Here is a 23,007-nt window from a genome sequence, read left to right as displayed (position 1 = left end):
GATGGAAAAAATGTCAGCGGGAGATGTGAGTGCCGGAACCGGCGGCAGGCAACAGGGGGCTGCGCGCTGAGACCACTGCCTCCAGCGCCGCAACAAATTCGTCGGCCTGCGCATCGCCGAAGGGCAGCGAGAGCGCGACCAGCCCGCGCCGCGCCAGGAAAATGCCGCGCTCCAGCAGGTCGAAAAACAGCAGGGCCTTGACGCGGTCGTCGGTGCCAGCCAGGTCGGCCGCGTTGCGCAGCGGCCTGTCGGTGGCGTGCAATTGCATGACGGAGCCCAGGCCGGTGAACTGCAGGCCGACAGCGTGGTGCTGGAACACACTGTTGAGCCGTTCGCGCAGGTGCTCGCCGCGCTGGTTCAGCGCTTCAAGTGCGGTGGGGGTGAGCACCTGGGTCAAGCCGGCCAGGCCGGCGGCCATGGTCAGCGCATTGTTGTTGAAGGTGCCGGCATGGCCCAGCGCATTGGCACGCCGCGGATCGAACTGTTCCATGACATCGGCGCGGCCACCAAAGGCGCCGAAGGAGAGGCCGCCGCCGAAATATTTGCCCAGCGTGGTGAGATCCGGCTTCAGGCCCAGCAGTGCCTGCCGCCCGCCGCCGGACAGGCGCGAGGTCATGACTTCATCGAGGATCAGCAGGGCGCCGCACTCATCGGCCAGCGCGCGCAGGCCGTGCAGGAAGATGGGATCCGCGGGAATGCAACCGCCAGCGCCCAGCATGGGTTCGACCAGGATGGCTGCCAGTTGCGGGCCGTGGGCCTGCACCAGCGCGCGCACCGCATCGATGTCGTTGTAGGGTGCGACCACAAAATCGTGCGGCACGTTCACCTGCGAGCCGCCACCGCCAAACGACAACACCCCACCGTGGTAAGCACCGTTGAACACCAGCACCTTGCGCCGGCCCGTGTGCGCGGTGGCCGCAGCCAGCGCCATCAGATTGGCTTCGGTGCCCGAGTTGGTAAAACGCAGCAGCGCCATGCCGGGAAAACGGCGCTGGATTTCATGCGCCAGCGCGGCCTCGCGCGCGGTGTGCGAAGACAGGCTCAGGCCGTCCTGCAGCGCAGCCACGATGGCTTGCTGGATCACCGCATTCGAGTGGCCGTAAATGCCCGCCGTGAATTCGCCCAGCGCGTCCAGGTAGCGGTGGCCATCGGCGTCCCACAGGTGGCAGTCTTCGCCCCGCGCCATGTAGAGCGGAAACGGCGTGTAGAACAGCACACTGCGGGTGTTGCCCGCGGGCAGCACATCGGCCGCTTCAAGCAGCAGCCGCTCGCTGGCGGGGTTGTGCGCACGGTAGCGGGCGGTCGCCTCGGCCAGGGCTGCATCAAGTGCAGTGGCTGGAACGGAGGAGGTGTTCATGCAAAAGTCTCTGTTGATCAGCGCAGGCGAGCCGGTGACAGCGCGGCCGCGTTGACGCCATGTTGAACCAGTTCGGCCGGCAAGGCCACTTCGCGCAGCAGGGCATCGGCCAGCGCACTGGCACCGGCTGCGCTTTGAATGCCGTAACCCCCCTGTGCTGCGAGCCAGAAGAAGCCGGGGCAGGCAGCGTCGGGGCCGATCACCATTTCACCGTCAGGCACAAACGAGCGCAGGCCGGCCCAGGTGCTGGTGGGGCGACGAATGCTCAAGGTGGTGACCGACTCGATCTGGTGGATGCCCATGGCAATGTCCAGCTCTTCGGGTACCACGTCATGCGGCACGGTGGGGTCGGCATTGGCGGGCGAGCCCAGCAACTGGCCGGCGTCGGGCTTGAAGTAGTAACTTTCATCCATGCCCCCCACCACTGGCCAGCCGGAAACATCCATACCCTCGGGCCCCTTGAAGGTGAAGGCGCTGCGCCGGTGCGGCACCAGCCCGATAGGGGCGGCGCCGAACAGGCCTGCCAGCTCGTCGGCCCAGGCGCCGGCGGCATTGACGACCGTGCGGGCACGGAAGGCCTGGCCATCGGCGAACTGCAGTGTCCAGCATTGCCCGTCGTGTGCGGCCTGTGTCAGCGTGGCGCCGGTGCGCAACTCGCCGCCCTGCTGGCGGAAGCCGCGCAGAAAACCCTGGTGCAGCGCGTGCACGTCGATGTCCTGGGCGCCCGGGTCGTACAGGCCGCCATGCACCATCTCGGGCCGAAGGCAGGGCACGCGCGCCAAAGTGGCGCGAGCATCCAGCACTTCAAGGTCTGGGCAGCTCGTGGCCAGTTCGCTGCGGGTTTGCGTCATCAGCGCCTCCTGCCCGGGAGTGGCAACGTACAGCGCCCCGCGGGGATGCATGAGAGGCGCTGTGGCAAATCCTTCGGGAGGGTGCTCGTAGAAGGCACGGCTGGCGCAGGTGAGTGCCCGTACGGCCGGCGGGCCGTAACTTTCCATGAACATGGCGGCCGAGCGGCCGGTCGAGTGGTAGCCGGGCTGGGCCTCGCGCTCCAGCAGCAGCACGCTGCGCTGTCCGGCCAGGCGCCAGGCCAGGGATGCACCGGCCATGCCGGCACCAACAATGATCAGGTCATATTCTCGCATTTGAGAATTCTCACATGCGAGAATCATGCCTGTCCAGTCCGCCTGTCTGCTTTTATTTCAAACAAGGGAAAACGCCATGCCCGCACGCTCTGCCCGCGCCCCTGCCGCTGCCCCCGAGGCTGACCGGGCGCAGCTTGGCCTGCAACTGCGCGAACACCGCAAGGCAAGGCGGCTGACCTTGAAGGATTTGTCCGGCCGTTCAGGCGTGGCGCTGTCCACGCTGTCCAAAATGGAGCTCGGGCAGATTTCCGTGAGTTACGAAAAGCTGGCCGCAGTGGCCCGGGCGCTGGCGCTGGACGTGGGGCAGTTGTTTGATGCGCGTGCCGCGGCACCGGTTGGCGCAAAAGCGCCGTCGGTGGTGTGGTCCTCGGCCGGCACGGCGCCGGCCTACAGCTCCGGCAACTATGACTACCGCATGCTGGCCACCGGCTTTCCCGGCAAGCGGATGACGCCACTGTATGGCCGTATCGTGGCACGCAAGCGGGACCAGTTTCCCGATTTCATAAGGCACCAGGGGCAGGAGTTTGTCATGGTGCTTGCAGGCCGGGTGGCCATCCATTTCGAAACCGGTGAAACGATAGAGCTGGGCCGCCACGAGACCGCCTATTTCGACAGCGGCGTGGGCCACATCTATCTTTCGCTGGGGCGCGGCGACGGGCAGGTGGTCGTGGTGATGAGCGAGTAATTCCATTTCCAAATCATCGCGCGCACTTTGTAACGCGCAGGCTTGTGCATGCGAGCGCCATGAGGGTGAATGTGACCGTCTTGGTGAGAATGTTGAAAGTTGTTTCCTGAAAGACAAATCAACATGTAGCCCGCATAAATGCTTGATGTATTGCTATCAAATTTGAACTTCCGTGAACAAAAATTTACGATATGAAAGCAAGTTCCACAATGGCCATCGGCCTTGTCCTACAGGGTGTGTCATTCAGCTTGCCTAGAGTTGAAGCGATCAGCAGAAGAAGGATTTGTATTTATGTCTTATGCCGACACGGGGTCGAACTTCATCCGTATCCACGACGACAGGGCGCTTGACGGCGCGGAATATGGCAAATGGGCCAGCGATTTTGCCCATGCCTACTATGCTTTGGTTAAAGGCGAGGCTGACCTCGGCGACATGATGGAGCGCGGCTATGAAATATGGCCGCAGAGAATGCACGACTCGCCCATCGACGTGGCCCAGGAATTGTTTGATACCATTCCGGATGAAAAGCGTAGACGCTACCTTGCCGGAGGGGAAGCCTATAAGGCCTTCGAGCAATGGCAAGCCTCCTTGGCGGATTGAGACGATGAGTCAAGTTCCGGCATGAGCGTGGCCGTATATCTTCATCGATGGTTCAACGTCAGTCATACAGGGTCTGCAACGCCCAAAACGAAGCCTGCGAGCGTACCCCTTCGTTTCCATGCGTTGTTCGGCGTGCTGGCTCTGTTATGCCTGCATGCCTCACCCGCGAAGGCCGATATCTGGGGTTACCTTGATACGGACCGAATGCCGCATTTTGCTTCCAGCCGCCTCGACGAGCGGTATGAACTTCTTCTCAAAGACAGCGACGCGGTAGAACCATACCGGCCCATGGCTGGTGCGAGTCCTGCGCAGCGGGAGGCATCGAAGCCGGTCGAAGCAGATATGCCCGAAGTTGTTCCGTTTGTTGCCAGTGCCGGTGGTGCCCGCGCTGTGTCGCCCCGGCTGCTGGAGTTCTTTGAACGGTCCAGCAACTACAAGGCGTTCAGTCCTTTGCTGCGGGAGGCGTCAAAAACACACGGCATTGACTATTCGCTGTTGCAGGCCCTGATTAGCACCGAGTCGGGCTTCAATGCCGAGGCCGTTTCACCCAAAGGTGCGGTCGGGTTGATGCAGGTGATGCCGCCTACTGCGGAGCGTTATGGCGTGACAGCAAGCAAGAACAGCACGGTTGCGAAAAAACTGACCAACCCCAAAGTCAACATCAAGGCGGGCGCGAGGTACCTGGCAGACCTGATCAAGATGTTTCCGGGGCGGCTGGAACTGGCGCTGGCTGCCTACAACGCGGGAGAAGGTGCGGTGCAACGCGCCGGGAACAAAATCCCCAACTATCCCGAAACGCAGAAGTATGTGAAAACTGTCATGCAGCTCTATACCGGCCTGGAGCCTTCTGCCGACACCACAGTCACGGCATCGTCCAACGGGAGGGTGCGCGTGGAAATAGGGGGCCGCAACCCGGCGCGTAAACCCACGGTACAGCTGGCGGAATCGAGGTCTTCCCGCTCGCGCTGATTTTTCAGCCCGTTACGCCGATGGCTGGGACTCCGGAATGGTCAAAGTTTCCCAATTCTTCAGCATTTCAAGCTGCTTTCGAAGGTAGGCGGTTGGCATGGCCTGGGAGCCCCAAACTGGAATTCGACCTGCGTACTCTCCCAGCAGCCAGAAGTGGCGCACTGCCATGAAGGAAGGGACCGCCTGCAGGTCGACGGCGGGCAGGGGCCGCACCGTTCGATAGGCAGAGATGAAGTGGTGCCAGCGGGCAAGGGCCTTCTCGTCAAATTGCCCGGCCGTTGTGCGTGGATGCATGCTCCATGCATAAACCGCCAGCTCGAAAGCGAGATACCCCGGCCCCGCGTCGTCAAAGTCAAAGAAAGAGGCAATACGTTGCTGGCCTTGGCCCTCGGACACGAAATTGTTCTGGCCGTGCGCGTCTCCATGGCATACGACACTCATCAGGCCCTCCATGGCGGAGATGCGATGGTGGAGACGGCTTCCAAGTTCGGTGAACCGGGTTTGCATCTCTTCCGTCATGGTCGGGGCTGCCAGCAGACGCTGCAGCGGCGATTCAAGCAGGTAGCTCAAATCCAGCGTGTAGTGGCTCTGGTCGGCAACAAAATCGTCCGCAGCCTCGTGGAGCATGGCCAGCCCCCGGCCAAAGGCTTCAACATCGGGAAGTGCTTCACCGGTCATCTCTCCATCGAGATGCTCAAACAACATCAGGGGGCGTTCGCCCTCGGGCAGTGTCACCATCACCGCCGTCGCGCCGCTGGATGTGCGCAGGCAGTCGGCCACCGGAACATTGCGCGCGCGCAGGTGCCCCAGCAAGGCGGCTTCATAGCCGATCTTGGGATCTCCTCGGGGCCGTTCGGCGCTCAGGCGCGCAACGGCGCGACGTCCGTCGGAAAATTCAAGGCCATACACCTGGTTGAAGCTGCGCCGCAAAAGCTCGCATTCGGCCACTTCTCCGAAGGGATAATGTTTCGAGACCATGCCAGCAATGGCTGCGCCCGTGGGCGTTGATTGCGCAATCGCAAGCGTCATGGCTGCTCCTTCAAGTGCTTCGGTCAGGGCGTGCGATTCTGCCACGCCTCTCGGGCTGTACTTGTTCGGCCAGCAAATAAGAGGCCCTCACCGGGCGTGCGTTCCGTGTTTGTTATCGGGGCTCGATGACAAAAGCTTTCAACTCGGCCATCTTGTTGTCGCGAAAGCGCCAGACGTCGCAGTAGGCATGAAGCGTTGCCTTTCCCGCTTCGGACTTCAAGGTGATCTCTCCGAGCACGGCGAGGAGTCCCCCTCGGCGATCGTGCGCCGGACTTTGAAATTGGGCGGCTCTTTGTACGCGTCTCTCATCCATTGCCTGACGGCTTCCTTGCCTTTCAGCGTCTGGTCACCGACGAACTCCCATTCGGTATCTTCGGTGCAGAAGACCAAAAATCCTTCAAAGTCGCCTCGCATGATGGCCGCGTTGGCCTTTTCGAGGATCGATGTGTGTGTATCTGACATTCGGAGTTCTCCCGTGGGGATGACGGTATTGTTGAGGCGGAATGCAAACAAAATCTGGCTGCAACCCTTATAAAATAAGCGCCAACAGCTACCAATTTCATAGCGCTAAAGTTCGCGGGACGCACGGCACGGTGGCGGGTCAGGCCCGCAATGACGGGCTGGTGAGTGCCTTCAGCACGTTCTCCGCCGTCGCCGGCGCGGTCAACGCCACCGGCTGCCCCTCAGCCCTTGCCGCACCCACAGCCTCCCGCAGCGCCTCATACACACTGATCGCCAGCATGAACGGCGGTTCGCCGACAGCCTTGCTGCCGAACACGTTGTCTTCGCGGTTCGGCTCGGGCCAGAGATCAATCTTGAAATGTTCAGGAATGTCGCCGGCCGCCGGAATCTTGTAAGTGCTGGGGGCATGGGTGCTCAGGTAGCCCTTGTCGTTCCACACCAGCTGCTCGGTCGTCAGCCAGCCCATGCCTTGTACAAAGCCGCCTTCAATCTGGCCGATGTCGATGGCCGGGTTGATGCTGGTGCCGACGTCGTGCAGGATGTCGACCTTCAGCACGCGGCTTTCGCCGGTGAGCGTGTCGATGGCGACTTCGCTGCAGGCGGCGCCGTAGGCAAAGTAATAAAACGGCCGGCCGGTCAGCGTGGTCTTGTCATAGTGGATTTTTGGCGTGCGGTAAAAGCCGTCGCTCCAGAGCTGAATGCGGTTGGCATAGGCCATGCGCACCACTTCCGGGAAGGGCCGGCTGGTTTTTGGCGAGCTGATCATTCCGCCCGCAAATGTCACGGCGCCAGCGCCGCAGCCGTCGAGGCCGGCCACAAACTGGGCCAGGTTGTCCCGCACGTTGCGCGCGGCGTACTGTGCGGCGCGCGCGTTGAGGTCAGTGCCGGCCGAGGCGGCGGTGGCCGAGGCGTTCGGGATCTTGCTGGTGTCGCTGGCCGTGGCCAGCACATCCTCAAAGGCCACGCCCAGTTCGTCGGCGACGACCTGTGCGACCTTGGTGTTCAGGCCCTGGCCCATTTCTGTGCCGCCGTGGTTCACCTGCACGCTGCCATCGGTGTAGACGTGCACCAGTGCGCCGGCCTGGTTGAATAGCGTGGCAGTGAACGAGATACCGAACTTGACCGGCGTGATGGCGATGCCGCGCTTGATCACCGGGCTCTTCGCGTTCCATGCCGAAATGGCCTCACGCCGTCGTCGGTATTGGGCGGACAGCTCCAGTTTTGATAGCAAGGGATCGAGGATGTTGTCCTCGACCTTCATCTGGTAGTGGGTTGTATCGCGGCGCCTTTCAGGCGCGATTCCGCTCATCGGCGCGACGACTTCGTCGCTATACAGGTTGCGCTTGCGCACATCCAGCGGATCCAGGTCCAGATGCCGGGCGATGTCTCCCAGAATGGTTTCAATCAGCACCACCCCTTGCGGCCCGCCGAAGCCGCGGAAGGCGGTGTGGCTTTGCGTATTGGTCTTGCAGCGGTAGGAAGCAATCTCGACGTCTTCAAGAAAGTAGGCGTTGTCGGTGTGGAAGATGGCGCGGTCGGCGACGGGGCCGCTGAGGTCGGCACTGAAGCCGCAGTTGGCAGCCATCATCAGCTTCAAGCCCGTCAACCGGCCGGTGTCGTCGAAGCCCACCGTGTAGTCATAGGCAAACGGGTGGCGCTTGCCGGTGACCATGAAATCATCGTCGCGGTCCAGCCGCAGCTTGATGGGGCATTTGAACTTGTTGGCCGCCAGCGCTGCCCACACGGCGAGGTGGCCGGCCTGCGTTTCCTTGCCGCCAAAGCCGCCGCCCATGCGCCGGCATTCAACCCGCACCGCGTGGTTGCTGATGCCCAGCGCATGCGATACCCAGTGCTGCACCTCGCCGGGGTGCTGGGTGCTCGAGTACACCAGCCACTGGTTTTGCTCCTGAGGCAGCACATAGGCGACCTGGCCTTCAAGGTAGAAATGTTCCTGCCCACCAACCTCCAGTTGACCGGTCAGCGTGTGTGCGGCGGCTTTGAGCGCCTTCGCTGCATCGCCGCGTTTGACAAACACAGGCGGCAGCACATAACTCTCGGCCTTCAGCGCATCGCGCACTTTCAGGATGGCCGGCAGTTCTTCGATGTTGAGTTTTACCTTGCGCGCAGCGCGGCGCGCGGCCATCACCGAGCTGGCCACCACCAGGCCAATGACCTGTCCGACATGCTGGACGGTGTCGGTGGCAAGCACCGGTTCGTCATGCACGAAGGTGGCGAGCAATGGGTCGCCAGGGATGTCCTGCGCGAGAACCACGCCCTCCACGCCGGGCATGGCCAGCGCTGCCGTGGCGTCGACGCCGAGCAACCTGCCATGGGCGACGGTCGAGAGAATGGGCGCGGCGTGCAGGGTGCCGCGGACTTCGGGGATGTCGTCGACATAGGTTGCAACACCGGCAACCTGGGCGCGCGCGCTTTCGTGTTTGTGCGAACGGCCGGCGGCGCCGTGGGCGGGTTTGCTCCCGGCCACAGGGGCTGCCACGGGCGACACGGGAAGCAGGGGCACGGTCGGGTTGTCGGCGCGGCTGACCGGGCCTTCGTCATGGTTGGTTTCCCTGGCGTTCACGAGGATTCCTCCACCAAAACGAAGGATTCCAGATTGATCTGCTGCATGCCCTGGCTCTCCAGCCAGAAGCGCTGCAGCAGGTTGCCCAGCACTTCGCTGCGGTAGGCGCCGGAGGCCCGCATGTCGGAGATCGGCGAAAACTCGGTACGCAAGGTCGTGGTGGCTTGCCGGACTGTTTGCAAGGTCCATGGCTGGCCGGTGAGCGCTGCTTCGGTACGCATCGCGCGCACCGGCGTAGCTGCCACGCCGCCCGCGCCCAGGGAGGCCGAGGCGACAACGCCGTCCTTCATGTGCAGCTTGATTGCCAGACACACGGCCGAGATGTCGTCGTCATAGCGTTTGGAAATCTTGTACACACGGAGCTGCTCATCCGCGACCGGCTTGGGCACTTTGATCCAGGCCAGCACCTCGTCGACGGCCATCACGTTTTTCCGATAGCCGGTGTACAGCGCTTCCAGTGGCATTTCACGATGGCCGCGCCGGCTCATCAGCACGACATTCGCACCCAGGGCAATCAACAGCGGCATGGAATCACCAATCGGCGAGCCGTTGGCCACGTTGCCGCCCAGGGTGCCGGCGTTGCGCACCGGCAGGCCGGCAAAACGGTTGGCAAAGGTTTGCAATTGAGGCCTGTCGGCGACCAGCGCGGCAAACGCGTCGCTGAGCGTGACGGCCGCGCCTATGGCGATGTGCTGCGGGTAATGCTCCACGCGCCGCAGCTCTTTCACCCGGGTGACGTCTAGCACCTTGCCGAACTGCATGTGCATTTTGGTGACCCACAGGCCGACGTCGGTGCAGCCGGCGACCAGTTGGGCATCGGGGTGCGCGGCGCGGGCGGTCAGCAGTTCTGGCAGCGTTCGGGGAGATTTGTAAGTGAAATCGGCTTCTGGCCCTTTGCTGACGGGCGCGAGCAGCTTCAGTTTTGATAGCAAATCGGCTTCGTCGATTTTCACTGGGGGCAAGGCCGCCATCTGCTGCGCAGCGTCAAAGATGGGCCGGTAGCCGGTGCAACGGCACAGATTGCCGGACAGGTCTTGCTGCGCCAGCTCGCGCGTGATGGGCCGTCCCTGCCGCACATGGTTTTGGTACATGCCGAACAGGCTCATGACGAAACCGGGGGTGCAGAAGCCACACTGGGAGCCGTGGCACTGGACCATGGCCTCCTGGGCCGGGTGCAAGCTACCGTTGGCGCCAGCCAGATCCTCCACAGTCCACAGTGCCAGTCCGTCCACGGAATGCGCCAGCTTGATGCAGCTGTTGACCGCCTTGTAATTGATGTGATCGCCCTCGGCCTCGCCGACCACCACCGTGCAGGCACCGCAGTCGCCTTCGCCGCAGCCTTCCTTGGTGCCGGTGCAGCCCAGGTCCTCGCGCAGCACCTCCAGCAGCGTGCGGCTGGGTGGTACATTGGCGAGCGAGACCACCTCGCCTCCACGGACGAACTGGATGGTTTTTAGGGGTGGCTGAATATGCATGGCAACAGGGTAAGACTATTTGGCTCGGGCTGGTATACCGGCCCTCATATCAAGGCAATGTATAAAAAGGTATGAAAGACCAGGCCTTATTCGACAAGATAGACCTCCATCTCATAAGGGTCTTGAACACCGTGCTGACCGAACGCAGCGTTTCACGCGCCGCCATCCGCCTTGGAATGTACCAACCCGCCGTCAGCGCGGCGCTCAAGCGCCTGCGCGAGCTGGCCGGCGACCCCTTGCTGGTGCGGTCCGGTTCCGGCATGGTGCCTACCGATGCCGGCCTGCGCATGATCGAACCGTCAGCGCGCATCCTGCGGGCGGCCGAGGTGCTTTTCAGCGATGCACGCGGGTTCGATGCGGCCACCGCCACACACACCTTCAGCCTGGCCGCCAGCGACTACATGGACCCGTTGTTTCTTCCGCAACTGGTTACGCAGATCAAGAACGAGGCACCGCTGTGCCATGTGGACATTCATCCGCTGTCGGGCGAGTCGGACTACCGGACCCGGCTGGCGCAGGGCGAGGTGGATATCGTGGTCGGCAACTGGCCGGCGCCACCGGACGACCTGCACATGGCACGGCTTTTTGGCGATGAGGTGGTGTGCCTGGTGGCAAAAAACCACCCGGCCGTGCGCCGCGGCTGGGATAGCGAGAGCTGGCTGACCGCCGAGCACATTGCGCCCACCCCGACGCACCCTGGTGCCAAGGGCGTGATTGACGTGCACCTCGACAAGCTCGGCCTGCAGCGCAACATCACCGTCCGCTGCCCGCACTTTGGCCTGATCCCGGCCATGGTGGCCGGCAGCCTGCTGGTGCTGACGACTGGCCGCCAGTACTGCGAGCGCTACACCGCCACGTTGCCGGTCAAAATTTTGCCTTGCCCCATCGACTTCCCGCGCATGATGTATTACCAGCTCTGGCATGAACGCACCCACGCCTCGGCCTCGGCCAAATGGTTGCGCGACCGTGTCAAGGCGGTGGCGGCGGCGCTACGAAAAGAATAGCTGCTCGCACCTGTGCAACAAGGGCCAGAGCCATAAAACCTATAAAAATCCAGAGACAATGACCGTTCCCACCGTGTCCACCGCCATTCCGGGTTCTGCCAGCGGCACAGTGTTGCCGCGGTTGCAGCTCACCGGCATTACCAAGGCCTACCCGGCGGTGGTGGCCAACAGCGATGTTTCCCTGACGGTGCAGCCCGGTGAAATTCATGCGGTGCTCGGCGAAAACGGCGCCGGCAAGTCGACGCTGATGAAAATCATCTACGGCGCGGTCAAGCCCGACGCTGGCAGGGTAGAGGTCGACGGCCGCAGCGTCGTGATCCGAAATCCGCAGGAGGCGCGTGCGCTGGGCATCGCCATGGTGTTCCAGCACTTCAGCCTGTTCGACACGCTGACTGTTGCCGAAAACGTCTGGCTCGGTCTCAGTAAAAGCCTGAGCTTGGCCGAAGTGTCGCGCCGAATCATTGCCACCACGCAGGAATACGGCCTGCAGCTCGAGCCCACGCGGCCGGTGCACACGCTGGGTGTGGGTGAGCGCCAGCGTGTGGAAATCGTCCGCTCGCTGTTGACCAACCCCAAGCTGCTGATTCTTGATGAACCGACCTCGGTGCTGACACCGCAAGCAGTGGAGAACCTGTTTGTCACCCTGCGCCAGCTGGCTGCGCGCGGCTGCAGCATCCTTTACATCAGCCACAAGCTGCATGAAATCCGTGCGCTGTGCACAGCCTGTACCGTGCTGCGCGGCGGCAAGGTCACCGGCGTGTGCGACCCGCGCCAGGAGTCGAACGCCTCGCTGAGCCGCCTGATGATTGGTGCCGAGCCGCCGGCACTGGAACATCGGGAGCAAGCTGCCGGTGCGGTGGTGCTGCAAGTGCGCGACTTGAACCTGCCTCGGGAAGACCAGTTCGGTATGGACCTGCAGCACATTGCGCTGACGGTGCGCGCCGGCGAGGTGGTCGGCATTGCCGGTGTTTCCGGCAACGGGCAGAAAGAGCTGTTGTACGCGCTGTCGGGTGAAGACACGCGCGCGCCAGCGAATGCGATTGAAGTGGCGGGGAAGGCGGTGGGGCGGCTCAACCCCGCGCAGCGCCGCGTGATGGGGCTGCATTTTCTGCCGGAAGAACGCCTTGGTCGCGGCGCGGTACCCACGCTGGGCCTGGCGCACAACCTGTTGCTCACCCGGCGCGACGCGGTGGCTCGCGGCGGCTGGCTCAGGCTGGGTGCCTTACGTGCGCAGGCGGCGGGCATCATCGCGCGTTACCAAGTCAAGGCCGGTGGTCCGCAGGCGGCGGCGCAGTCGTTGTCAGGCGGTAACCTGCAGAAATTCCTGGTGGGCCGCGAGGTCGAGGCCAGGCCCACGCTTCTTATCGTCTCCCAGCCAACCTGGGGCGTGGATGTGGGCGCTTCGGCGCAGATCCGCGGCGAACTGCTCAAGTTGCGCGACAACGGTTGCGCCGTGCTGGTGGTCAGCGAGGAGCTCGAGGAATTGTTCGACGTCAGCGACCGGCTGTATGTCATGGCCAAGGGCCAGATCTCACCAGCCCTGCCGCGTGCCGACGCGTCGGTGGCGCTGGTCGGACAGTGGATGAGCGGTTTGTGGGCAGATGCCGCGGGAGGCACACATGCTCAAGCTTGAAGCGCGCCCGCAGCCGTCCCAATGGTGGAGCCTGGGCTCGCCGCTGCTGGCACTTTTGATCACCGTGCTCATCGGCGTTGCGCTGTTTGTTGCCCTGGGCAAAGACCCGGTGCGCGGCCTGCAGGTTTTTTTCTGGGAGCCGATCAAGTCACCCTATGCGCTGAGCGAATTGATGGTCAAGGCCACACCACTGCTGATCATTGCGCTGGGCCTGGCTGTGTGTTTTCGCTCCAATGTCTGGAATATTGGTGCGGAAGGGCAGTTTGTCATTGGCGCAGTCGCAGCTGGCGGCGTGGCCCTGCTGGCCGGCAAGACCACCGGACCGTGGATTGTGCCGGCCATCATTCTTGCGGGCATGCTGGGCGGCATGGTGTGGGCGGGCATCACGGCCTTGCTGCGTGACCGCTTCAACGCCAACGAAATCCTCGTCAGCCTGATGCTGGTCTATGTGGCCGACATGGTGCTCAGCTACCTGGTGTTCGGCCCGTGGAAAGACCCCCAGGGCTATAACTTTCCGCAAACCAAAACCTTTGAGGCGGTGACGCAGATCCCGCGTCTGCTCCAGGGCTCGCGCGTGAACATCGGCATCTTGCTGGCACTGACCGGGGCGGTTGCTTTGTGGATTTACCTGTTTCGCACCTATGCCGGGTTTGCCCAGCAGGTGGGAGGCCTGGCGCCTGCGGCTGCACGTTATGCCGGCTTTTCATCGCGCAAGGCTTTGTGGGTGGCGTTGCTCACCTCTGGCGGCGCGGCCGGCCTGGCCGGTGCGCTGGAAGTGGCGGGGCCCATTGGACAGCTCACGCCGTATGTGCCGGCGGGCTACGGGTTTGCCGCGATCATCGTGGCCTTTGTCGGACGTTTGCATCCGGCTGGCATGGTGTTTTCGGCCATTCTCATGAGCATGTTTTACATCGGCGGTGAGCTTGCGCAGTCGCGCCTGGGCTTGCCCAAATCGCTGACCGGGGTGTTCCAGGGCCTTCTGCTGTTCAGCCTGCTGGCTTGCGACACGCTGATCGCTTACCGCGTCAAATTCCGCAAGGAGGTTCGCTGATGGACTCCACTGCGCTGCTGTTGGCGGCCACCCTGAGCGCTGGCACCGTGCTGGCGATTGCCGCGCTGGGCCTTTTGATCAACGAGAAGGCCGGCATCGTCAACTTGGGCGCTGAAGGCATGATGCTGTGCGCCGCCATTGCCGGCTTTGCCGCGGTGGTGCACAGCGGCAATATCTGGCTGGGTTTTGCGGCCGGCATGGTTGCCGGTGCGGCGCTGGCAGCCATTTTTGGTGTGCTGGTGATCTGGCTCAACACCAACCAGTACGCCACCGGCCTGGCGCTCAGCCTGTTTGGTGCGGGTTTCTCGGCCTTTGCCGGCATCAAATATGTGCAGGAAAAGCTGCCTGAGCAAAGCCACTATCCCTTGCCCTGGCTGGGCGATTTGCCTTTTGTCGGCCCGGCGCTCTTTCGCCAGCACCCCATGGTTTACATCGCCATGGCGCTGACCGCGGGCCTGATCTGGTTTTTGTACCGCACGCGCGCCGGCCTGGTGCTGCGCTCGGTGGGCGAAAGCCCGGAGTCGGCGCACGCGCTGGGTTACCCGGTGCGGCGCATCCGGCTGGCCGCCGTGGTGGCCGGCGGTGCACTCTGCGGCCTGGCCGGCGCCTATGTATCGACGGTTTACACGCCGCTGTGGGTTGAGGGCATGATTGCCGGCAAGGGCTGGATTGCGCTGGCCCTGACCACCTTTGCCACCTGGCGCCCGGCACGGGTGTTGCTTGGTGCCTATCTGTTTGGTGGTGTCACCATGCTTCAGTTCCACTTGCAGGGGCTGGGAGTGGATGTGCCTTCCCAGTTCCTGACCATGCTGCCCTATCTGGCTACCATCGTGGTGCTGGTGCTGATCTCGCGCAACCCGCGCTGGATCAGGCTGAACATGCCGACATCGATAGGAAAACCGTTTCACCCCGGTTCATAATCGGATTTTTTCGCCAATTCTTGGCATAACCGTCGCTACAGGAGACGACATGACTGACTTGCAAAAACGTTCATTGCTCAAGCTGGCTGCACTTTCCGCAGTTGCTTCAGCCGCGCTGATGGGTTGCGGCAAAAAGGAAGAGCCCGCACCGGCACCTGCTCCGGCTCCCGTGGCCGCACCGGCACCTGCGAAGCCCGCGCCGCTGAAAATCGCGTTTGCCTATGTCGGCCCGGTCGGCGATGGCGGCTGGACTTTCGCACATGACAACGGCCGCAAGGCAATTGAAAAAGAATTTGGCGACAAGGTCGTCACCAGCTTCGTCGAGAAGGTTCCCGAGTCGGCCGATGCCGAGCGCGTGATTCGCGACATGGCCAGCCAGGGCAACAAGCTGATCTTCGGCACCACCTTCGGCTACATGGAGCCCATGCTCAAGGTCGCGCCCGACTTCAAGGATGTGAAGTTCGAGCATGCCACCGGCTACAAGACCGCAGACAACATGCGCACCTATGACAGCCGCACTTATGAAGGCGCCTACATGGCCGGCGTGATTGCCGGCAAGATGACCAAGACCGGCACGCTGGGCGTGGTCGGTTCCATCCCGATTCCTGAAGTCGTGCGCAATATCAACAGCTTCACGCTGGGTGCGCAGTCGGTGAACCCCAAGGTCAAGACCAAGGTGGTCTGGGTTAACGAGTGGTTCAATCCACCCAAGGAAACAGAAGCTGCAACCTCGCTGATCAACGGCGGCGCAGACGTGCTGTTCCAGAACACCGACTCTTCTGCCGTACTGCAGACTGCCGAGAAGATGAACAAGCGCGCTTTCGGCTGGGATTCGGACATGACCGCCTACGGCCCCAAGGCCCACCTCGGTTCGGCCATCATCAACTGGGCGCCTTACTACGTCAAAGCCACGCGTGACGCGCTTGAAGGCAAGTGGGCCACCGGCCAGGTCTGGTGGGGCGTCAAGGAAGGCGCGATTGACATGGTGTCGATTGCTGCCGATGTGCCGGATGACACCAAGAAGCGTATTGACGAAATCAAGGCTGGCCTGAAAGACGGCTCGTTCTCGATCTGGAAGGGCCCCATCATGGACAACACCGGCAAAGAGCTGGTGGCCAAGGATGCTGTGGCCGATGACAAGTTTCTCGGCGGCCTGAAAACCTACGTCAAGGGCGTTGAGGGCAAAGTCCCGGGCAACTGATGCCTGATACTGTGCGGTACAGCGGCGCCGAGCCGCTGACCGTGCAGTGCTAATGCCCAAGCCGCCTCCGGGCGGCTTTTTCTGTTTTTGGAGCTCACATGATTTCCGTTCGATCTGTACCCCCCGAGAGATTGCCCGAGTTGCTGCGCCTGATGCCCAAGGCCGAGCTGCACATTCACATTGAAGGCTCGCTTGAGCCGGAACTGATTTTTGCGCTGGCCCGGCGCAACGGTATTGCCCTGCCTTATGCCAGTGTGGAAGCCTTACGTAGCGCCTATGCCTTCACCAATCTGCAGAGTTTCCTGGACATCTATTACGCTGGCGCGAGTGTGCTGTTGACCGAGCAGGATTTCTACGACATGACGTGGGCCTACCTGCGCAAGGCTGCGCAGGACAACGTGATTCACACCGAGATATTCTTTGATCCGCAGACCCACACGGCGCGCGGGGTGGCCATGGAAACCGTTGTCAAGGGCTTGCACCGGGCCTGTGTGGACGCGCAGGCCGAATTGGGCATCAGCGCCGCGTTGATCATGTGTTTCCTGCGCCATCTCAGCGAGCAAGAAGCTTTCGAAACGCTGGAGCAGGCCCTGCCTTGGCGCGACCTGATCATCGGCGTCGGACTCGACTCCGGCGAGGTTGGCAACCCGCCGGAAAAGTTTGCCCGCGTGTTTGCGCGCTGCCGCGAGTTGGGCCTGCACCTTGTGGCGCATGCGGGCGAGGAGGGCCCGCCCGCGTACATCTGGACGGCGCTGGACCTGCTCAAGGTCGAACGCATCGACCACGGTGTGCAATCTGCCAAAGATCCGGCGCTGATGCAGCGCCTGGCCAAGGACCGCATCGCGCTGACGGTGTGCCCGCTGTCCAACCTCAAGCTATGCGTGTTTCCGGATCTGGCGCAGCACAACCTGCGCCAATTGCTGGATGCCGGGCTGGCTGCCACCGTGAACTCAGATGACCCGGCTTATTTCGGTGGCTATATGAACGACAACTTCACGCAGACTTTTGCGGCCACCGGCATGGATGCGCAACACGCCTACGCGTTGGCCCGCAACAGTTTTGAGGCAGGGTTCACGAGTGCGGCGGACAAGCGCAGCCAGATTGAACGGCTGGACGCATGTTTTGAGTCTTTTCGCTAGGCCCCGGCGTTTGCGATCACCGGGTCGGCCGATGAATGCGAGGTGGCGGGCTCAGAGCAGCGAAAGCCCCGGCCCTTTGGGCTCGCCCATGCCGAGCACGGTGCGGACCACGTGCATCAACGCATCAGCCTCGAAGGGCTTGGTGACATAGCCGTCTGCACCGCCGGCCAGACCCTTGAGCACGGCTTCACGTGTGGCCTTGCCCGTCAGCATGATCACCGGTACGTTTTTAAGTGCCGGGTGCTGGCGCAGCCTGAGCAGGATGTCAAAACCGTCCGCGTCGGGCAGCACCACGTCAAGAAGAATCAGGTCGGGCACCGGCAACTTGCGGAATTCGGCGACAACCTCTGCCCGATTGCTGGCCAGCCGAACCTGAAAGCCTTCAAAAGAAAGGTAGCTCTGGATGAACTTGGCAAGCATGGGTTCGTCGTCCACCACGATGGCAGACAAGGGCGTACCCGGCTGCCGGGGTGGCGTCTGGCTGCGCGGCCTGGCTATCCGGACAAAATAGCCGGCTTTTTTCAGGGATGCTGCGCCCGTGTCGGCTTCGGCTTCGTTCACGACGAACTGGTTCATGCTGGCATTGAACTGCTCGGTAAAAGGATCCACCGTTGCCAAGGTGAGCATCCCCTTGTCCAGCAGCCTCATGACTGCAGCCGTGAATATACCCTCGGCCTCGACGGCCATGCCCGCCCGGAGCTGTTTGAGCGTCAGCGATCCATCGATCCGAACCAACAGCTCAATTTCTGAAGGGCCCAAGGTCGTCGCACCGCTGCGAAGTTCTTCTTGCCCCCGGGCAGTAAGGGTGTAAACGTCGTTGTCATGCATCTTTGCTGGCTTCCTTTGTAAGGCATTGTGGCCGGGCGATGAGAGGCCGTTTCAGCGGATTATCCTCGCTTCACGGCCGTATTGGCCAGCGGACGGATACAGGACAGCAGGGCGGGGTAAAGTAGGCATAAATGACACTCCCCAAGTGCAACTGATGAGACGCCTCGTTTTACTCTGTACCTTGATGTGTTTGAGCGCTGGTGCAGCGGCGCAGTGGACGCCGGTCATGGTTGACCAGATGGTCATTACTTACATCGACCGGACTACCCTGCGCGGCCGGGGCGGCGTGGTGAAAATGTGGTGGTTGATGGACTACCAACTTGTACAGATCATTGACGAGAAGGGATACTTCTCCAGGGTGCACCACAGTGAATTCGACTGCAAACGTCAACGTGCGCGCCTGCTGTCCGTCGCGCTGCTCTCACAGCAAATGGGTTTGGGGGAGGTGGTGTTTGAAGACCCCGTACCGCGGCGATGGGAGCCGGTGGCCGCACAACCTTTCCAGCAGGCTTTGTTGGAAATTGCCTGTATTAGTTACTAGCCCCCACGGTTGCTCACTGCGTGTAGCGCCCTGCCCCCCCGAGGGGGCCGCTGCGCCTGCGGACTGGCAAAGCCAGATCCGCGGCTCCTGCTGGTAGGGGCGGGGAGAGCCTCTTCGCAGAGCTGTAGTGCTTGAGCGGCTAAAATAGTGCTTCACCCTTGTGCTGTCCCGGCGCGCGGTGTTTTTGTTTACCGGGGCCATGTAGAGGACCACCATGTATAAAAACCTCGCAGCCGCGCTCGCGGCCGCCTGTTTTATTTCTCCCGTTTTCTCCCAAACGCCTCCGGCTGCCAGAGAGCCTTTGAAAATCGGCTTTGTTTATGTCGCGCCGCTGACTGACGCCGGCTGGGTGCGCCAGCATGAAGAGGGCCGCAAGGCCGTCGAGTCTGCGTTGGGAGACAGGGTGAAAACCACTTATGTTGAAAACGTCCCGGAAGGCGCCGACGCCGAACGTGTGATCCGCGACCTGGCCGGCCAGGGGCACCGCCTGATCTTCACGCCCAGCTTTGGCTACATGGAGCCGACGCTCAAGGTGGCGAAGGATTTTCCGGACGTGAAGTTCGAGTCCATCACCGGTTACAAGACTGCATCCAATGTGGCGGTGGCGAATGCACGTTATTACGAGGGCCGCTACCTTGCGGGTATCGCGGCGGGACGCATGGCCGGCAGCGCCGGTTATGTGGCGGGTTTTCCGATTCCCGAGGTGATCCAGGGCATTAACGCCTTCACTCTGGGCATGCGGTCGGTCAATCCGCAGGCGACGGTCAAGGTGGTCTGGCTGGGTGCCTGGTTCGACCCGCCGCGCGAGCGTGAGGCGGCCATGACTCTGTTCAACCAGGGGGTCGAGGTGATTGCCTTTCATACAGGATCGACCGCGGTGATGAGTGCGGCGCAGGAGCGCGGCAAGCTGGCCATTGCCTACCACTCGGACATGCGCAAGGTGGCGCCTGATGCGCAGTTGCTGGCCGTCACACACCAGTGGGGCGACTATTACACCCGGCGCGCCAAAGCCATGCTGGACGGCAGCTGGAAAAGCGGCACGGTGTGGGGTGGTGTGAAGGACGGCATGATCCGCGTCGATAGCTTTGGCCCCAAAGTACCGAAAAAGGTTGCCGACGAAGTGCTGGCGCGCCAGCGCGACATTGCCGCCGGCAAGCTGCACCCCTTTCATGCGCGGACGGCCTTGCTCGACAACGAAGGCCGCGAGGTGCTGGCCGCCGGCAAGACGCTGACGGACGAACAGATCCTCGGCATGAACTTCCTGGTGCAGGGTGTGCAGGGCAAGCTGGCGAAAACGCCATGAGTTACCAGGTCAAGGAGATTTTCTACACGCTGCAGGGTGAGGGCGGCAACGCAGGCCGGCCGGCAGTGTTTTGCCGCTTTGCGGGCTGCAACCTGTGGTCGGGCCGCGAGCAGGATCGGGCCACCGCTGTCTGCCGGTTTTGCGACACGGACTTTGTCGGCACCGACGGCACCCTGGGCGGCAAGTTTGCCGACGCCGAGTCGCTGGCCCGGCAGATCGAAGCCCTGTGGCCGGCCAGTGCCGGGCATCGTCTGGTGGTGATGACCGGCGGGGAGCCGTTGCTGCAGCTCGATGCCGCCTTGATAGCCGCGCTGCATGCGCGCAGTTTTGAAATTGCGGTGGAAACCAACGGCAGCATCGCGGCACCCGCCGGCATCGACTGGCTCTGCGTCAGCCCCAAGGCGGGCGCGCCCTGGGTTCAGCGAGAGGGCCAGGAGCTCAAGCTGGTCTGGCCCCAGCCTGGTTTTGATTTGCCAGAACTGGAAGCAGCCAACTTCAGTCAGCGCTATCTGCAGCCCATGGACAATGCCCAACGCGCGGACAACACCCAGGCCTGTATTGCCCTGTGCATGCAGCGCCCCGCATGGCGCTTGAGCCTGCAGACCCACAAGATCACAGGCATCCGATGAGCTACACCATCAGCCAGAAGTTTTTCTTCGACGCAGCGCACACCCTCAAACGCGAGATCGAGGTCGACAGCAGCCGGCGCGTGCACGGCCATACCTACAACGCCGAAGTATTTTTGAGCGGACAGCCTGATCCAGACTCCGGCATGGTGATGGACCTGGCATTGGTGCGGCTGGAGATTGAGCAGCTTCGCCAATTGCTGGACCACCACCTGCTGGACGACGTGCCCGGACTGGGCCCGGCAACGATGGAAAACCTGTGCCGTTTTATTGCCGGCAAGCTGCAACCCCGCCTGCCGGCCTTGAGCTCGGTGCGGGTGTGGCGCGAGTCTGTGGGCGACAGCTGCATGTGGAGCCTATAGTCCTTATTTGCTCTCGCTTATGGGCAAGCCTGCTCACTGAAGTATTCTTGCGGGCATGAAAGCCTGGCGCGCCTCCATCCTCTACTTTTCCGGCCCGGCGCAAGCCGTGCTGGAGACCGACGGCCTGCTGGTCGTTGGCCCCGACGCTGCAGGGCGCCAGGTGGTCCAGGCTGTCGGTGATTACACGGCGCTGGCCGGGCGTTATTCCGGGCTGGAAGTGCAGCACCTGCCGGGGCGCATCATTGCCCCCGGTTTTGTCGACATGCACATCCACTACCCGCAGCTCGACGTTATCGGCTCGCCGGCCGAAGGCCTGCTGCCGTGGCTGGAGAACTACACTTTTCCACATGAAAAACGCTTCTCGGCCCCCGACTACAGTACCGAGGCAGCTCTATTTTTCATAGCAGAACTGCTGCGCCACGGCGTCACGACGGCGCTGGCCTTTGCGACCTCGCACCCTGAATCCGTCGATGCGCTGTTGGGCGAGGCGCAGCGGCAGAACCTGCGCATGATTGCCGGCAAGGTGCTGATGGACCAGAACGCGCCCGATGGCGTGCGCGATGCCACCGAACAAAGTCTGGTCGATACCGAAGCACTGATTTCGCGCTGGCACGGCGTGGACCGGCTCGGTTATGCCATCACGCCGCGTTTTGTGCCCAGCTGCAGCGAAGCGCAGTTGCGCGGCGCGGGTGAGCTGGCTGCCAAATATGCCGATGTGTGGATCCAGTCGCATGTGGCGGAGAACAGGGACGAGATCGCCTGGGTGCGCGAGCTGTACCCAAAGGCACGCAGCTACCTCAGCGTCTACGAACAGTTCGGCCTGCTGCGTCCGCGCGCGGTGTACGCGCATTGCATTCACATCGACGAGGAAGACCGCGCGCTGATGCGCAGCACGGGCACGGCCGCGGCCGTCAGCCCGACCAGCAACCTGTTTCTGGGCAGCGGGTTTTTCGACTACAAGAATGCAGATCGCGCGGGCTTTCTGTATGGGCTGGCCAGTGACGTGGGGGGCGGCACCAGCTTCAGCCCGTTTCACACCATGCTGGCGGCGTATTACGTAGGCAGGGAAGGGCAGACCAAGACAGGTGTGTCACTTAAACCCCAGCATTTGTGGTGGCAGCACACCGCAGGCGCGGCGCAGGCACTGGGCCTGGAAGGCGTGGTGGGCAACCTGTTGCCCGGCTGCGAGGCCGACTTTGTGGTGCTCAATCCGCAGGCCACGCCACTGCTGGCCCGCAAGACGGCGCAAGCCGCCAGCCTCGATGAGCTGCTGTTTGCACTGATCGTGCTGGGCGATGACCGGTTGGTCGAGAAAACCGTGATTTCGCAGGCGGCCAGCGCCGACGCGCTAATTCGCGGAAATTGATAATCAAATCGGCCTTCTGCCCTTTACCCACGGGCGCCTTAAGCTACTAAATTAATAGCAAATTGACCGACCACCGGGAGTCCAGGCAGCTTGCCTACAATCACTGGCATTGCAAGGAATCTCCCACATGAGCATCAAGAGCGACAAATGGATACGCCGCATGGCGGAAACGACCGGAATGATCGAGCCCTTCGAGCCGGGCCAGATCCGCGAGCGCGAGGGGCACAAGATCATCAGCTACGGCACCAGCAGCTACGGCTACGACATCCGCTGTGCGCCCGAGTTCAAGGTCTTCACGAACATTCACAGCACGGTGGTTGACCCGAAGAACTTCGATGAAAAGAGTTTTGTCGATTTCCATGGCGACAGCTGCATTATTCCGCCCAACAGCTTTGCGCTGGCCCGCACGATGGAGTACTTCCGCATCCCGCGCAACGTGCTGACCATCTGTCTGGGGAAAAGCACTTACGCCCGTTGCGGCATCATCGTCAACGTCACGCCGTTCGAGCCCGAGTGGGAAGGGTATGTCACGCTGGAATTCTCCAACACCACGCCGTTGCCCGCCAAAATTTACGCGGGCGAAGGCTGCGCTCAAGTGTTGTTCTTTGAAAGCGACAAGGACGACGTCTGCGAGGTCAGCTACAAGGACCGCGGTGGCAAGTACCAAGGGCAGGTTGGGGTGACGCTACCGAAGGCCTGAGAGCCATAGGGCAGGTAAAACTTGCCCCTA

Annotated in this window: 22 protein-coding genes; 15 read left to right on the top strand and 7 right to left on the bottom strand. The window is 62.3% G+C overall.

The features are described 5' to 3' along the window. Positions 1–13: 13 nt before the first annotated feature. Together B0B52_RS20840 and B0B52_RS20835 are read right to left on the bottom strand one after the other, a co-directional pair. Positions 14–1,357, bottom strand: coding sequence for an aspartate aminotransferase family protein (locus B0B52_RS20840; RefSeq protein WP_077595577.1), 1,344 nt, complete (start codon positions 1,355–1,357; stop codon positions 14–16). A gap of 17 nt (positions 1,358–1,374) precedes the next feature. Next, complete coding sequence (locus B0B52_RS20835; protein ID WP_077595576.1) at positions 1,375–2,502, bottom strand: FAD-binding oxidoreductase; 1,128 nt, start codon at positions 2,500–2,502, stop codon at positions 1,375–1,377. A 76-nt stretch (positions 2,503–2,578) separates the two neighbouring features. Here B0B52_RS20835 and B0B52_RS20830 point away from each other — a divergent pair, with 76 nt between their 5' ends. From B0B52_RS20830 to B0B52_RS20820, 3 genes are all read left to right on the top strand, one after another. Next, positions 2,579–3,187: a helix-turn-helix domain-containing protein gene (locus B0B52_RS20830; protein ID WP_077595575.1), complete on the top strand. Its 609-nt coding sequence runs from the start codon at positions 2,579–2,581 to the stop codon at positions 3,185–3,187. Positions 3,188–3,478: 291 nt separating this feature from the next. Further along, entirely contained in the window at positions 3,479–3,787 is a 309-nt protein-coding gene (locus B0B52_RS20825) for a hypothetical protein (protein WP_077595574.1), read from the top strand. Positions 3,788–3,808: 21 nt separating this feature from the next. Further along, the gene (locus tag B0B52_RS20820; RefSeq protein WP_077595573.1) at positions 3,809–4,756 is read left to right on the top strand and encodes a lytic transglycosylase domain-containing protein; all 948 of its coding nucleotides are present in this window, start codon (positions 3,809–3,811) and stop codon (positions 4,754–4,756) included. A 12-nt stretch (positions 4,757–4,768) separates the two neighbouring features. Here the strand turns inward: B0B52_RS20820 and B0B52_RS20815 are convergent, their stop codons facing one another. The 4 genes from B0B52_RS20815 to xdhA all read right to left on the bottom strand — a co-directional run bounded on the left by B0B52_RS20815 (position 4,769) and on the right by xdhA (position 10,303). Further along, positions 4,769–5,785, bottom strand: a complete 1,017-nt coding sequence (locus B0B52_RS20815; protein WP_077595572.1) for a phosphotransferase enzyme family protein — start codon at positions 5,783–5,785, stop codon at positions 4,769–4,771. A 216-nt stretch (positions 5,786–6,001) separates the two neighbouring features. After that, a complete protein-coding gene (locus B0B52_RS20810) occupies positions 6,002–6,247 on the bottom strand; it encodes a nuclear transport factor 2 family protein (RefSeq protein WP_254425791.1) in 246 nt (81 codons plus the stop codon). Between the two features lie 139 nt (positions 6,248–6,386). Continuing rightward, the gene (gene xdhB / locus B0B52_RS20805; RefSeq protein ID WP_077595571.1) at positions 6,387–8,828 is read right to left on the bottom strand and encodes a xanthine dehydrogenase molybdopterin binding subunit; all 2,442 of its coding nucleotides are present in this window, start codon (positions 8,826–8,828) and stop codon (positions 6,387–6,389) included. After that, complete coding sequence (xdhA, locus tag B0B52_RS20800; protein WP_077595570.1) at positions 8,825–10,303, bottom strand: xanthine dehydrogenase small subunit; 1,479 nt, start codon at positions 10,301–10,303, stop codon at positions 8,825–8,827. The genes xdhB and xdhA overlap by 4 nt, the downstream gene beginning before the upstream one ends. Before the next feature lie 71 nt (positions 10,304–10,374). Between xdhA and B0B52_RS20795 the strand changes: the two genes are divergently transcribed. From B0B52_RS20795 to B0B52_RS20770, 6 genes are all read left to right on the top strand, one after another. After that, a complete protein-coding gene (locus B0B52_RS20795; RefSeq protein ID WP_077595569.1) occupies positions 10,375–11,307 on the top strand; it encodes a LysR family transcriptional regulator in 933 nt (310 codons plus the stop codon). A 58-nt stretch (positions 11,308–11,365) separates the two neighbouring features. Further along, positions 11,366–12,940 carry an ABC transporter ATP-binding protein gene (locus tag B0B52_RS20790; protein WP_077595568.1) on the top strand — a complete coding sequence of 525 codons (1,575 nt, stop codon included), beginning with the start codon at positions 11,366–11,368 and terminating at the stop codon, positions 12,938–12,940. Next, positions 12,927–13,991, top strand: coding sequence for an ABC transporter permease (locus B0B52_RS20785; protein WP_077595567.1), 1,065 nt, complete (start codon positions 12,927–12,929; stop codon positions 13,989–13,991). Before B0B52_RS20790 ends, B0B52_RS20785 begins: the two co-directional genes overlap by 14 nt. Then, positions 13,991–14,911: an ABC transporter permease gene (locus B0B52_RS20780; RefSeq protein WP_077595566.1), complete on the top strand. Its 921-nt coding sequence runs from the start codon at positions 13,991–13,993 to the stop codon at positions 14,909–14,911. Before B0B52_RS20785 ends, B0B52_RS20780 begins: the two co-directional genes overlap by 1 nt. A gap of 49 nt (positions 14,912–14,960) precedes the next feature. Beyond that, entirely contained in the window at positions 14,961–16,112 is a 1,152-nt protein-coding gene (locus tag B0B52_RS20775) for a BMP family ABC transporter substrate-binding protein (protein WP_077595565.1), read from the top strand. A gap of 98 nt (positions 16,113–16,210) precedes the next feature. After that, a complete protein-coding gene (locus tag B0B52_RS20770) occupies positions 16,211–17,251 on the top strand; it encodes an adenosine deaminase (RefSeq protein WP_077595564.1) in 1,041 nt (346 codons plus the stop codon). Positions 17,252–17,302: 51 nt separating this feature from the next. Here the strand turns inward: B0B52_RS20770 and B0B52_RS20765 are convergent, their stop codons facing one another. After that, positions 17,303–18,079: a response regulator transcription factor gene (locus tag B0B52_RS20765; protein WP_077595563.1), complete on the bottom strand. Its 777-nt coding sequence runs from the start codon at positions 18,077–18,079 to the stop codon at positions 17,303–17,305. 184 nt (positions 18,080–18,263) lie between these two features. Here B0B52_RS20765 and B0B52_RS20760 point away from each other — a divergent pair, with 184 nt between their 5' ends. From B0B52_RS20760 to dcd, 6 genes are all read left to right on the top strand, one after another. After that, positions 18,264–18,620, top strand: a complete 357-nt coding sequence (locus tag B0B52_RS20760; protein WP_077595562.1) for a surface-adhesin E family protein — start codon at positions 18,264–18,266, stop codon at positions 18,618–18,620. Between the two features lie 214 nt (positions 18,621–18,834). Then, complete coding sequence (locus tag B0B52_RS20755; RefSeq protein WP_077595561.1) at positions 18,835–19,923, top strand: BMP family ABC transporter substrate-binding protein; 1,089 nt, start codon at positions 18,835–18,837, stop codon at positions 19,921–19,923. Then, complete coding sequence (gene queE / locus B0B52_RS20750) at positions 19,920–20,552, top strand: 7-carboxy-7-deazaguanine synthase (RefSeq protein ID WP_077595560.1); 633 nt, start codon at positions 19,920–19,922, stop codon at positions 20,550–20,552. The genes B0B52_RS20755 and queE overlap by 4 nt, the downstream gene beginning before the upstream one ends. Next, positions 20,549–20,911, top strand: a complete 363-nt coding sequence (locus tag B0B52_RS20745) for a 6-carboxytetrahydropterin synthase (protein ID WP_077595559.1) — start codon at positions 20,549–20,551, stop codon at positions 20,909–20,911. Before queE ends, B0B52_RS20745 begins: the two co-directional genes overlap by 4 nt. 55 nt (positions 20,912–20,966) lie before the next feature. Next, positions 20,967–22,277 carry a guanine deaminase gene (gene guaD / locus B0B52_RS20740; protein WP_077595558.1) on the top strand — a complete coding sequence of 437 codons (1,311 nt, stop codon included), beginning with the start codon at positions 20,967–20,969 and terminating at the stop codon, positions 22,275–22,277. Between the two features lie 127 nt (positions 22,278–22,404). After that, positions 22,405–22,977, top strand: a complete 573-nt coding sequence (gene dcd / locus B0B52_RS20735) for a dCTP deaminase (protein ID WP_077595557.1) — start codon at positions 22,405–22,407, stop codon at positions 22,975–22,977. Positions 22,978–23,007: the final 30 nt, after the last annotated feature.

Source organism: Polaromonas sp. A23 (assembly GCF_002001015.1).
Lineage (GTDB): Bacteria > Pseudomonadota > Gammaproteobacteria > Burkholderiales > Burkholderiaceae_C > Polaromonas.
This window is presented reverse-complemented; position numbering and strand designations above follow the sequence as displayed.